We start from the raw sequence: 12,177 nt of genomic DNA, 5'->3' as shown, positions 1-12,177 counted from the left end.
AACGGCACCGGCCTGGGCCGGGCAGTCTGCTTGCGATGTGGGTGTTGTCTTCGGCGGATACCGGCCCTGAGGAGGGGCGGTGGTGGGCGCGACAGGGATTGAACCTGTGACCCTTCGCGTGTGAAGCGAATGCTCTCCCGCTGAGCTACGCGCCCGAAGTCGGCGGGGGATATCCTCGGCCCCCTGGCCTGTCAAGGCGACCCCTGGCGAAACCTGCGGACCGTTACGATCTTCTGCCCTCCCCTGACCAAGGCCCGGCATGACCCCGACCCGCCACCGCCGATTCGCTGCTCCCGCCCTGGCCCTTGGCGTCCTTCTCGCGGCCGCACCTGTGGCCCGGGCGGAGACGATCGCGGCCACCTACACCGTCCAGGCGGCCGGGCTGACGGTGATGGAGGTGACCGCCACCCTCGACATCACGGACCGCGGCTACACCATCGAATCCCGCACCCGCATGCGCGGCGTCGCCTCCGCCTTCGCCAGCGGGCAGATGACCACCCGGGTCGAGGGCGTGTGGGAGGGCAACCTGGCCCGTCCCCGGCGCTACGTCGCCGAGGGCGTCTGGCGGGGGGAGAATCGGCGCACTGTCGTCGAGTGGCCGAACAACCAGCCGGTCATCCGCACCATGATCCCGCCGAACGACCAGGAACGGCAGCCCGTGCCCGAGGCCGACCAGCGCAACACCATCGATAATCTCTCCGCCATCGCCCAGCTCATCCGCCAGGTGCGGCGGTACGGAAGCTGCAACGGCGCCGTCCGCGTCTATGACGGCCGACGGCTGAGCGAGATGGCAGCCCGCAGCCAGGGCCGGGACCAGTTCCCGGCGGCCCGGGACGAGTGGTCCGGCATCGCCACGAAATGCGCCTTCGAGGGCCGTTTCCTCGCCGGTTATCGCAAGGACGAGGACGTAGAGGCCGCCCGCCGCCCGCAATTCGGCACCGCCTGGCTCGGCGAGGCCGCCCCTGGCGAGCCGGTGCTGCCCGTGCGGATCGAGGCGGCCAGCCGCTGGTTCGGCACGATCACCGCCCGCCTCGCCAGCGTCGGCCCGCCCGGGCAGCTGCGCCCGGTGTCCGGCCGCTAGGGCAGGCAGAACGCCCCGTCAGCGGATGGCCAGGCCGGCCAGCACGCCCGGCAGTTCCGCCGGGCTGGTGGCCACCGGTGCCCCCTCAGCCATGTCAGCCGTGCCGTAGCCCCAGGCCGCGAAGATCGGCGCGATTCCCGCGGCCTTCGCCGATCGCGTGTCATTGGAGTGGTCGCCGATCAGCACGGCACGGGACGCCACGCCCCCCATCCGAGCCAACAGTCCAAGCGGGTGTCCGGGATGCGGCTTGCGCACGGGGAAGCTGTCGCCCCCGCCCACCGCCTCGAGATGAGGCGAGAGTCCCAGCCCGTCCAGGATGATTCGCGCCGCCCGCTCGGGCTTGTTGGTGCAGACCGCCAGTCGCCAGCCATCGGCCCGCAGGGCGGCCAGCGCCTCCGGGATGCCGGGAAAGGGCCGCGTCTCCTCGGCCGCATGGGCCTCGTAATCGGCCAGGAATCCCACCGTTAGTGCGGGGGAAGATTCCAGACTCCGCGCCGCGCAGGCCCGCTGCACCAGTACCGCCACCCCATCCCCGATCATCCGCCATACCTCCTCCCGGCTGAAACCCGGGCGGTCATGGGCGGCCATCAGCCGGTCCAGAGCGGAGTGGATATCGGGCGCGCTGTCGATCAGCGTGCCATCGAGGTCGAAGAGGGCGATGCGGTCCATCCGCTCCCCTTGCCACCCCGCATTACAGCCCGCAACGAAGCTTGACGCCCCATTGCTCTTGCAGTGCCGGCCTGGCTAGGGCTTATCCCCGGTTATGCAAAGGGCAGCCATCCTCCTCGCCGCCGGCCTCGGCACCCGGATGCGCTCGGCGCTGCCAAAAGCGATGCACCCCATCGCCGGCCGCCCGATGCTCAACCACCTCATCGCCTCCTGCGAGGCCGTCTTCGACCGCATCGTGGTCGTCACCGGCCCGGACATGCCGATGCTGGAGCGCGCCGCCGCCCCCCATGCGACCGTGGTGCAGCATGAACGCCTGGGCACCGGCCACGCCGCCCTCCAGGCTGCGCCAGCCCTTGAGGGCTTCGAGGGCGACGTCGCCGTCCTCTACGCCGACAACCCCCTCATCACCTCGGCCACCCTGCAGCGCCTGCTGGCCGCCCGCGAAGGTGCAGACCTCGCCCTCCTGGCCATGCGTCCCGTTGACCCCGCTCGCTACGGCCGCGTCATCCCGCATGAGGATGGCGGGATTGCCCGCGTGACGGAGTGGAAGGACGCGACCGAGGCGGAACGCGCCATCACCCTCTGCAATGTCGGCGTGATCTGCGCGGAGGCGCGGCACCTCTTCGCCTGGCTGCGCGCGCTGGGGAACGACAATGCCTCCGGCGAGTACTACCTTACCGACACCGTCGCCGCCGCCCGTGCCGAGGGGTACCGCGCCGTCGCCGTCGAGGCGGATGAGGCCGAGTGCCGCGGCATCAACTCCCGCATCGAGCTCGCCGCTGCCGAGTCCGCCGTGCAGGCCGTGCTGCGGGAGCGCGCCATGGCCAATGGTGCCACGCTGACCCGCCCCGAGAGCGTCACCCTTTCCTTCGACACGGCGATTGGCCAGGACGTCACTATTGGCCCCGACGTCGTCTTCGCGCCCGGCGTGACGATCGAGGATGGGGTGGAGATCCGCGCCTTCTCCCACCTCGAATCCTGCACGGTCCGGTCCGGGGCCGTCATCGGCCCCTTCGCCCGCCTGCGCCCAGGCACCGAGGTCGGCGCCAACGCGCATGTCGGCAATTTCGTGGAGCTGAAGGCCGCCATCCTCGGCGAGGGCGCCAAGGCCAACCACCTCTCCTATATCGGCGATGCCAGCATCGGCGCGCGCACCAACATCGGCGCCGGCACCATCACCTGCAATTACGACGGCTTCGCCAAGCACCGCACGACGGTAGGGCAGGGGGTCTTCATCGGCTCCAACGCCACCCTCGTCGCCCCTGTTTCACTCGGTGACGGCGCCTTCGTCGCGGCGGGCTCCACCATCACCGATGCCGTGGCACCCGATGCCATGGCCTTCGGCCGTGCCCGCCAGGACGTGAAGGAGGGCCGCGCGGCCGCCTTCCGCGCAGCCCGCAAGAAGGAGAAGTAGCCATGTGCGGAATCGTCGGCGTCGTCGGCCGCGAAGAGGCTGCCCCGCGTCTTCTGGAAGCGCTCCGCCGCCTGGAATACCGCGGCTATGACAGCGCGGGCATCGCCACCCTCGTGAACGGCCATGTCGAGCGCCGCCGCGCCGAGGGCAAGCTCGGCAACCTCGCGGAGGTGCTGCAGGGGGACCCGCTTCCCGGCACGACCGGCATCGGCCACACCCGCTGGGCCACGCATGGCGCCCCGACCACCCGCAACGCCCATCCCCACGGCACCGCCCGCGTCTCCGTCGTGCATAACGGCATCATCGAGAACCATGCCGAGCTTCGCGCCGAGCTGGAGGCGGAAGGCGCCGAGTTCGAGACGGATACCGACACCGAGACCTTCGCCCGCCTGGTGGACCACCACCTCGCCCGTGGTGACAGCCCGGAGGACGCATTCAGCCGTGCCCTGAAGCGCGTCCACGGCGCCTTTGCGCTGGCCGCCGTCTTCGCCGGCCACCCGAGCAAGCTCCTCGCGGCCCGCCAGGGCGCGCCGCTCGCGATCGGCTTTGGCGAGGGGGAGATGTTCATCGGCTCCGACGCCCTGGCCCTCGCCCCGCTCACCCGCCGCATCGCCTATCTCGACGAGGGCGACTGGGCCATCATCAGCGACACCGGGGCCCGCTTTTTCGATGCCGCCGACGCGCCCGTCGAGCGTGCCATCAAGACCACCGCCTTCTCCGGCGCCGCCATTGGCAAGGGCAACTACCGCCACTTCATGGAGAAGGAGCTGCACGAGCACCCTGCGGTGATCGGCGATACGCTCCACCAGTATGTGGATCCCACCACCCGCTCCGTCGCGCGCCCCGCGCTGCCCTTCGATCCTGCGGCGCTGCCCCGCCTCTGGCTCTCCGGCTGCGGCTCCGCCTTCCTCGTCTGCCAGACCGCCCGCTACTGGTTCGAAACCCTCGCGCGGCTTCCCACGGACTGCGACGTAGCGAGCGAGCTGCGCTACCGCGATCCGCCGCTCACCGAAGGCGGCGCCGCCATGTTCGTCTCCCAGTCCGGCGAGACGGCCGATAACCTGGCCGCGATGAAAATGCTGCGCGCCGGCGGCCAGTCCCTCGTCTCGGTGGTCAACGTCCCCGAGAGCACCATGTCGCGCGAGAGCGACGCCGCCCTGATGACGGTGGCGGGCCCTGAGATCAGCGTCGCCTCCACCAAAGCCTTCACCGCCCAGCTCTCGGTACTCGCCTGCCTCGCGCTAAACTTCGCCCGCGCTCGCGGCGCCATCGACGCCGCCGAGGAGGCTCGCCTCACCGCCGCGCTGCTTGAAGTGCCCGAGCACGCCGCGAAGCTGCTCGACTCGAGTGCGGAGATCGAAGCAGTCGCCGCCGACATCAAGGACGCGCGCGACGTCCTCTACCTCGCCCGCGGCAGCCTGTTCCCCATCGCGATGGAGGGGGCGCTGAAGCTCAAGGAACTTTCCTACATCCACGCCGAGGGTTACGCCGCCGGCGAGATGAAGCACGGCCCGATCGCCCTCATCGACGCCAGTGTTCCGGTGATCGCCCTCTGCCCGTCAGGCCCGCTCTTCGAGAAGACCGCGTCGAACCTGCAGGAAGCCGCGGCCCGTGGCGGCCGCATCATCGCCTTCACCGATGAGGACGGCGCCCCCGCCCTCCGCCGCTTCGCGTCCCGCGTGGTGATCGTCCCGAAGGTCGATCCCTTCGTCGCTCCCATTCTGCACGCCATCCCCGTGCAGATGCTCGCCTATCATGTGGCGGTGCTGAAGGGCACGGATGTGGACCAGCCGCGCAACCTGGCGAAGGCCGTGACGGTGGAATAGGGCGACGTCACGCGACCTCGGAACAGGGTTGAGGGGCCGCCAACGGCTGCCGGCCGCTCATCCCTCTCAGGCGGCGGCCGCTTTGCCTCGAGGGTTTCGCGACGCGTATCGCTGCGCCGGCTATGGCAGCCGGGAGAGCCTGGTCCGCCGTGACTTCTCGGCAGGAGGGGTCAACACCCTTATCCTTCCGCTAAGCTGGACCGGCCGAAGGCCCAGGCGGGAAGGAAGCGAGAGGTGGCGGACGAGCCCTCGGAGTTCAGCGCGACGCAGCGGGATTCCGGCGACGGTACGCCCGGAGCGACCGCCAGCTTCCCCTACGATCGCATGACCGTGGAGCGCTTTCGCGAGGCATTCCCGCAGGCACGGTGGCGGGATGATCTGAAGGCGTGGTTCGTGCCGGGCACGCGGGCGGAACGACGCCTGACGGCATGGATGGGCCGCGAGTGGTCGGGCGTGCTGGCCTATGCCGACCAACGCGGCCGCGACGCCTTCGCCTTCGACCCGATCACCAGCCCCTACCTCGAGGTCGCGGACAGCTTCGTGATCCGAACACCGTATTCCCGATCCGTCGTCGCTCAGCTGCGGGAGGTGCCCTGGGCCCGCTGGAACCCGGCATCCAGGGCCTGGCACGTGCCGTTCCGGTCCTTTGAGGAGTTGGGAAAGCGCTGGCCCGCCATTGAGGAGGCAGCTCGCCTGGCCGAGCCCGAGGAGCGGCGGAAGCGGGAGGAAAGCCGCAAGGCCTCTCCGGAGCACGGGGAGAGCCGAGCCGAGGCCGCTGAGCGCCGCCGAAAGCGGTATCCCGTGCCGGAAGCTGAACTGCCACCCCTCGACCGCGTGGTGATGACCCATACTGGGTGCGTGGTGTTCGAGGCGGTCACCGGCGAGCTTGTTGACCCGGCAATTGCCACTCGCTTCTACCCCGGCGTCGCGGCCGGAGCCGCCGCGCTGATCTGGGCGACCTTGCGCAGGCCCAGCCATGCCGAACTCGTCCAGGCCTGGCCCGCACGAACGCCGTCCAGCCCGGCCGATAAGGCCCGCGGCTGGTGGCAGCCGACCATCGATGTCCTGCGGGAGGAGCGCCGCAGGGCGGCATCGCTGGAGCGGGCGCGGGCGACGCGCCAGAGCAAGCGCGGCGAGTGAACGTCTTCGGTTCAGACCAAGGTCATCACGCAGCGACGCATCTGCAGGACGCGATAGCCGTGCAGGCTTTCAGCGGAAGGCACGACGTTGGAAAGCCGATCCTAGCCCTGCCGGTTGGACAGCCCATCCAGCGTCTCCGCCGCCAGCCTGCGCGTGACTTCGCCCGCAGGCATTTCTCGCCCCAGTGCCGCCGCCTGGCCCGCCCACAGGCTCATGAAGTCTCCCGAGGCCTGCGGTTCCGTGTGGGCTCGTAACGGAGCCAGCGAGCCTCCGGCCATCGGGAAGGCCGGCGCCAGAGGCGAGATCGGGCCCAGCTCCCTCATCGCGCGATTCATGAACCCGCGGGCAGGACGGCCGGTGAAGATGTTGGTCAGCGCCGTCTCGTTCTCGCCCGCATGGCGGAGCGCCGCGCGATGGGGCGCCGGAATCCTGGCCTCCGGCGTGAACAGGTAGACGGTGCCCATCTGCACGGCCGACGCCCCGAGCGCCAGGGCGGCACGGATCCCCCGCGCATCCCCGATCCCGCCCGCCGCGATCACCGGCACGCGCACCGCATCGGCCACCTGCGGCAGCAGCGCGAAGGTGCCGACCTGCGTCGCCATGCTATCGGACAGGAAGTTGCCACGATGGCCACCCGCTTCCAGGCCCATCGCGATGATGGCGTCGCAGCCGCGCTTCTCCAGCCACCGCGCCTCGGCCACCGTGGTCGCCGAGGAGATGATGCGAGCGCCTGTGCTTCTCACGCGGTCCAGCAGGGATTGCTCCGGCAGGCCGAAATGGAAGCTGCAGACGGCCGGGCGCACCTCCTCCACCACAGCGCAGAAGGCCGCATCGAAGGGCGCCCGGCCGCTGGAAGGTGGCGGGGCGTCATGGTCCAGGCCGAACTCGGCGTAGTAGCGTTTCAGCGCATCGTGCCACGCCGCCGAGCGCGCCGGATCCGGTTCCGGGGAGGCGTGACAGAAGAAGTTCATGTTGAACGGGCGCGAGATGCCGGCCCTAACTGCCTCCGCGGCCTCACGCGCCTGCTTCGGCGTGTACTGGGCACAGGCCAGGGAACCGAGGCCGCCCGCCTCGCTCACGGCAATGACCATCTCCGGCGTTGTGCTTCCGGCCATCGGTGCCTGGATGATGGGAAGATCGATACCGAACAGGTCCAGGATACGGCGATCCGTCCAAGTCATGCTGGGGTCCTCACCGAAACTGCCGAAGCCGTATGCCAATTCCGCAGAGAACGGCGTGCAGGACAAGCGTGCCTGTGCGTCCCAAGTGCCGTGGCAACGGCGCGTTTGCCGAAGCCCTTAACGTCCCGAACCGGTCCTGAGCAGCCCCTCGATCCGGGTGGCCGCGAAATGCTCCCGCAACCATGCTCCCGCGGGGCCGCAGGGCCGCTGCTTGTGCCAGACCAGCTCCAGGGCAACTGGCCAGTCCCCGTCATCGAACTGCAGGTCGGGCGTCACCAGGTCGGGCGCTGCCGGAGATGCGGCGATCACATGGTCGGACACGAAGGCCCAGCCGATCCCGTGCTTCACCATTTCCAGGATCACCCAGTGGCTCTCCACCCACCAAACCTCGGCCGCGACGCGCAGGCGTCGCTTCTCCGGCCCGTCGCTGCGCGCGGCGACAAGGATCTGGCGATGCCGCTTCAGCTCCTCCCATTCCACCCGCTCCTTCGCGAGTGGATGATCCCGGCCGCAGACGAGCTTCAGCGGCACCCAGCCGATGGTCTGGAAACCGAGCTCGCTCGGCAGCACCTCCTGGCGCCACATCACCCCGAGATCGGCCGTCCCGGCCTGCACCATGCGGCTGACATCCTCCATGAGCGGGAACAGCAGCTCCAACTCCACGAACGGAAAGCGCCGCGCAAAACCCGCGAAGAGGGCACCCAGAGCGTGCTCCGGGTAGAGTTCGTCGATTGCCACAACCAGGCGGCTCTCAACCTTCCGCTCCAGGCTGCTCGCCACACCGATCAGATGCTCGCATCTCTCGAGGACGACGCGGGCTTCCAGCAGCAGCCGTTCACCGGCCGGCGTCAGCACCGGGTTTCGGCCCGCCCGGCTGAACAGCTCCAGCCCCAGATCCATCTCAAGGTTTGCGACCTGTGTGCTGACAGCGGACTGCGCCTTCCGCAGCGTGCGGGCGGCAGCGGAGAAGGACCCCGCCTCTGCCGCCGCGACGAACGCCTGAAGCTGGTCGAGCGAGACCGCCATCTATCTAGATTCCCGATACGACATAACTTGTAGTAGGCAGTATGGCAGATAGAAGGGCGCGCATAACAGAAGCTTTCTGGGGCAGATCATGCGCAGCACACGGGACCGTATCCGCCACGCCCTCCTCTTTGAGGTGTTCGGCCTGGCGATGATCATCCCCCTCGGGACTTTGCTCTTCGGCCTGCACGCCTCCGATATGGGCGTGATCGGGGTCGGCAGCGCCTTTGCGGCTACGGCGTGGAACTTTGTCTACAACCTCGCTTTTGATCACGCGATGCAGCGGCTGGCCGGGCACACGCGCAAGGGGCTCGGCCTGCGCGTGGCGCATGCCGTGCTGTTCGAGGCCGGGCTGCTGGTGCTGCTGTTGCCGCCGATCGCCTGGTATCTCGGCATTGGACTCGTCCAGGCCTTGGTCATGGATCTCGCGATCGCGGCTTTCTACGTGGTCTACGCCTTCATCTTCAACCTGGCCTATGACCGCGCTTTCCCGCTGCAGGGCTGGCGCGCCGTGCCTGGCTGAACCGCGCAGGCACAGGCGCCAATGCCGCAACGGCGCCGTCGCCCAGCACCAAGCAACCCGTGGTGTGTTCTGCCGCTGCGCCCGACTTCACGCGGTCAGAGCATCCGCAGGACTGACGCAGGAGCACGTCATTCCTGTGTCCCTTGGGCAATTTGGCAATGCCGCAAGGCGGGCGCGTAGCGCCGGGATGTATCTGAGCAAGGTGACGAAGCCCTGCTACAGGCCCCGGTCCTCCTCACTCCGGCTGCACGCCCAACTCCCGCAGAATGCGCCCGTAGGTTGCGAACTCGTCCCGCAACATGGCGTTCAGCGCCGCCCGCGTCATGAAAGCGCCAGGCGCGCGCGTCGTCGCCAGCACCTGCTTCACCGCCGGCGTCTCCAGCCCGGTGCGGCAGGCTTCCTCAAGCCGGTCCAGAACCGCGGCCGGCGTGCCGCGCGGCGCGTAGATCCCCACCTGGCTGAGCTGCACTGCGTCGACGCCCTGCTCCACCGCCGTCGGCACGTCCGGGAAGTCCGGATGGCGGCGGTTGGAGAACACGGCGATCAGCCGCATTCGCCCGGCCTGCACCAGCTCCGCCGCCGAGGACACCACGGCCGCCGAGAAGTCCAGCCGCCCGGCCAGCGTGTCGTTCAGATGCGGCGCCTCGCCGCGATAGGGGATGTGGTTGAAATCCACCCCCGTGGCCTTCTGCACGCGCCACACGCCAAGCTGCGGCAGGGAGTTCGGCCCGGGGCTGCCGAAGCTCATCGACCGCCGCCGCCCCTCGGCCACCAGGTCCGGCAGCGTGCGGATCGGGCTTTCGGTCCGCACCACGATGCCCAGGATGTTCTCGTTTGTCCCGCACACCGCCTCGAAGTTCTCGGGGTTGGTTCCGGCGTTGCGCACCATATGCGGCTGCACGACGATCGCCGTCATCGGCGTCTGCCCGAGCGTGTAGCCATCCGGCGGGCTCGTCGCGACATAGCGCATCCCCACCACGCCCGAGGCGCCGTCCCGCGTGACCGGCACGAGCGGCTGGCCCAGCGTGCGCTGGATGTGCTCCCCCAGCGCGCGGATCAGCACATCGGCTGTGCCGGGCGAGTAGGGCATGGTCATGGTGATCGGCTTGTCCGGATACTCCGCCCGCGCAGGAAGGGCGGCAGCCAGCGCCAGTGCGGCGCCCAGCAGCATGCGACGCATCGGCGCTACTCCTCGAAGATGGCGACGGCGCGGGTCCAGCCCGCGGAGGCCCGATGGATCTTCACGGGGAAGCACGCCACGGTGAACCCATGCCCCGGCAGCGCCTCGAGGTTGGAGAGCTTCTCCATCTGGCAGTAGCCGATCTCGCGCCCGGCCCGGTGTCCCTCCCAGATCAGCGACACATCCCCGGTCTCCTGCACGCGCTTGCGCGTGAAGCTGAACGGCGCATCCCAGGACCATCCGTCGGTCCCCACCACGCGCACGCCGCGCTCGGCCAGCCAGAGCGTCGCCGCCCGGCCCATGCCGCAGCCGCTTTCGGTAAAATCGGCCTCGCCGTAGCGGCTTCCCGCGCGGGTGTTCACCAGGACGATGTCGAGGGGCTGCAGCTCGTGCCCGATGCGCCGCAGCTCCGCCTCCACTTCCTCGGGCGTCACAACATGCCCATCCGGCTTCTCGCGGAAGTCCAGCTTCACGCCGGGCCGGAAGCACCAGTCCAGCGGCACCTCATCGATCCGCATGGAGGGGCGCCCGCCCGGCACGAGCTTCTCGTCCATACGTGAGAAGAAGTGGTAGGGCGCGTCCATATGCGTACCGTTATGGGTGGAGATGTTCACCTGCTCCACTGCCGCGTACTCGCCCTCCGGCAGCGCATCCACGGGCACGCCCATGTAGTCGGCCATGCTCGGCGCGGTCTGGTGGTGATCGCGGTACTCGATCTGCGGCAGCATGTGCGGCGGATCGCTCGCGATGCCGGCCTTCAGCACCGTCGAGATGTCGATGATCTTTCTTGGCATGTCTTCTCTCGTTTCCTCCCCGCCTGTTCAGCCGGCGGGCCAGGGCGGCGCGGGCAGGATCCGTGCCCGGCACTCGCCAAATCCGATCGAGACCGCGCCCGCCGCATGGGCGCGCCCGCGGAAGATCACCTCGTCCCCATCCTCCAGGAAGCGGCGCGTCTCGCCGTTCGGAAGCTGAATCAGCCCGGTGAGGATGATCTCCGCCATGCAGGCGCGCGAGTCATCCGTGGGCCCGGAACAGGTGCCGCTGCCCAGCAGGTCGCCCGGGAGCAGGTTGCAGCCATTGCTCGCGTGGTGCGTCACCATTTGCGCGGGCGTCCAGGACATGGTGGCGAAATCGGTCGCCGTCAGCCGCGCCGGAACGCCACCCTCGGCGCGCATACGCGGCGTCAGCAGCCAGACCTCGAGTGCGATGGACAGCCCGCCGCGCGCGCGGTTCTCCTGGGAGTCGAGATGGGGCAGGGGAGGGGCCACCCCCTCCGCGCGCGCGGCAGCCGGGATAGCGAAGGGCAGGAGCGCCTCCGCCGTCACGATCCAGGGCGAGACACTTGTGGACAGGCTCTTGGACAGGAAGGGCCCGAGTGGCGGCATTTCCCAGCGCTGCACATCGCGGGCGGACCAGTCGTTCAGCAGCCCGTAGCCGAACAGCCTGTCCGGCGCGCGGGACATCGGCACCGGCTCGCCCAGCGCGTTCTCGCCCGCCAGCCAGACCGCCAGCTCCAGCTCGTAATCCAGCGCCTCCGTCGGCCCGAAATACACGCCATCCCCGCGCTTCCACTGCCCGTTCGGCCGCACCACGGGCTCGCCGCTGATCCGCACGGAGGAGGCGCGGGAGTGGTAGGCGACGGGCAGGCTGTCGAAGGCCGGCGGCAGCGGCGCAATTGCATCTTTCGTCGCGCCAAGGCGCCAGGAATGGTCGCGCGAGACCATGAAGTCGCTAAAGTTCGCGATCTGCACGGGAAGGTGCATCCGCGCCTCGCTCATCGGCACGAGAATGGCGTCGGCGTGGGATGCCGCATCGCTTCCCTCAGCCAGCAGCGCTGAGACCTGAGCCCGCAACTCGCTCGAGGCAGGCCGCCCCATCGCCATCAGTTGGTTCAGGGTCGGCTCTGCGGCCGCTTCGGCCGCCGCACCGTGGATCAGCCCGGCATCCAACGCCGCGCGCAAATCCAGCACTTGGTCACCGATCGCCACCCCACCGCGCCGCGTTTCCCCTTCGCGGGAGAACACGCCTAGCGGCAGGTTCTGGATTGGGAATTCGGCATCGGCCGCATTAGCGGAGGCGACCCAGGCCCGACGTTTCGGGTCATGGGAGAGGTCGAGGACGTTCATGCCCCCATCCTTAC

Annotated in this window: 11 protein-coding genes and 1 tRNA gene; 5 read left to right on the top strand and 7 right to left on the bottom strand. The window is 69.3% G+C overall.

The features are described 5' to 3' along the window. Positions 1-80: 80 nt before the first annotated feature. Positions 81-155: transfer RNA gene (locus tag ACVBD7_RS11640), tRNA-Val, on the bottom strand. A gap of 104 nt (positions 156-259) precedes the next feature. Here ACVBD7_RS11640 and ACVBD7_RS11635 point away from each other — a divergent pair. Beyond that, positions 260-1,081, top strand: coding sequence for a DUF3108 domain-containing protein (locus tag ACVBD7_RS11635; RefSeq protein WP_458093350.1), 822 nt, complete (start codon positions 260-262; stop codon positions 1,079-1,081). Between the two features lie 18 nt (positions 1,082-1,099). Here ACVBD7_RS11635 and ACVBD7_RS11630 read toward each other — a convergent pair whose 3' ends face one another. Further along, positions 1,100-1,750 (bottom strand): HAD family hydrolase, encoded by a 651-nt coding sequence (locus ACVBD7_RS11630; RefSeq protein WP_458093349.1) that lies wholly within the window; start codon positions 1,748-1,750, stop codon positions 1,100-1,102. 94 nt (positions 1,751-1,844) lie between these two features. Here ACVBD7_RS11630 and glmU point away from each other — a divergent pair, with 94 nt between their 5' ends. The 3 genes from glmU to ACVBD7_RS11615 all read left to right on the top strand — a co-directional run bounded on the left by glmU (position 1,845) and on the right by ACVBD7_RS11615 (position 6,130). Beyond that, complete coding sequence (glmU, locus tag ACVBD7_RS11625; protein WP_458093348.1) at positions 1,845-3,164, top strand: bifunctional UDP-N-acetylglucosamine diphosphorylase/glucosamine-1-phosphate N-acetyltransferase GlmU; 1,320 nt, start codon at positions 1,845-1,847, stop codon at positions 3,162-3,164. A 2-nt stretch (positions 3,165-3,166) separates the two neighbouring features. Further along, positions 3,167-4,990: a glutamine--fructose-6-phosphate transaminase (isomerizing) gene (glmS, locus tag ACVBD7_RS11620; protein WP_458093346.1), complete on the top strand. Its 1,824-nt coding sequence runs from the start codon at positions 3,167-3,169 to the stop codon at positions 4,988-4,990. 234 nt (positions 4,991-5,224) lie between these two features. Further along, positions 5,225-6,130 carry a hypothetical protein gene (locus ACVBD7_RS11615; protein WP_458093345.1) on the top strand — a complete coding sequence of 302 codons (906 nt, stop codon included), beginning with the start codon at positions 5,225-5,227 and terminating at the stop codon, positions 6,128-6,130. A gap of 101 nt (positions 6,131-6,231) precedes the next feature. Here ACVBD7_RS11615 and ACVBD7_RS11610 read toward each other — a convergent pair whose 3' ends face one another. Beyond that, positions 6,232-7,311, bottom strand: a complete 1,080-nt coding sequence (locus tag ACVBD7_RS11610; RefSeq protein ID WP_458093343.1) for an NAD(P)H-dependent flavin oxidoreductase — start codon at positions 7,309-7,311, stop codon at positions 6,232-6,234. A 117-nt stretch (positions 7,312-7,428) separates the two neighbouring features. Continuing rightward, positions 7,429-8,337 carry a LysR family transcriptional regulator gene (locus ACVBD7_RS11605; RefSeq protein WP_458093342.1) on the bottom strand — a complete coding sequence of 303 codons (909 nt, stop codon included), beginning with the start codon at positions 8,335-8,337 and terminating at the stop codon, positions 7,429-7,431. A gap of 88 nt (positions 8,338-8,425) precedes the next feature. Between ACVBD7_RS11605 and ACVBD7_RS11600 the strand changes: the two genes are divergently transcribed. Next, a complete protein-coding gene (locus ACVBD7_RS11600; protein ID WP_458093341.1) occupies positions 8,426-8,857 on the top strand; it encodes a PACE efflux transporter in 432 nt (143 codons plus the stop codon). 235 nt (positions 8,858-9,092) lie between these two features. Here the strand turns inward: ACVBD7_RS11600 and ACVBD7_RS11595 are convergent, their stop codons facing one another. From ACVBD7_RS11595 to fahA, 3 genes are read right to left on the bottom strand one after another with little or no spacing between them, the layout of a single operon-like run. Beyond that, on the bottom strand, positions 9,093-10,037 hold the full coding sequence (locus ACVBD7_RS11595; protein WP_458093339.1) for a Bug family tripartite tricarboxylate transporter substrate binding protein: 945 nt from the start codon (positions 10,035-10,037) through the stop codon (positions 9,093-9,095). 5 nt (positions 10,038-10,042) lie between these two features. Further along, positions 10,043-10,831 carry a cyclase family protein gene (locus ACVBD7_RS11590; RefSeq protein WP_458093337.1) on the bottom strand — a complete coding sequence of 263 codons (789 nt, stop codon included), beginning with the start codon at positions 10,829-10,831 and terminating at the stop codon, positions 10,043-10,045. Between the two features lie 27 nt (positions 10,832-10,858). Then, entirely contained in the window at positions 10,859-12,163 is a 1,305-nt protein-coding gene (gene fahA, locus ACVBD7_RS11585; RefSeq protein ID WP_458093336.1) for a fumarylacetoacetase, read from the bottom strand. Between the last annotated feature and the right edge of the window lie 14 nt (positions 12,164-12,177).

The organism is Roseomonas sp. WA12, from assembly GCF_054165765.1.
The sequence above is the reverse complement of the archived record's forward strand: the minus strand, read 5'-3'. Positions and strand labels throughout refer to the sequence as shown.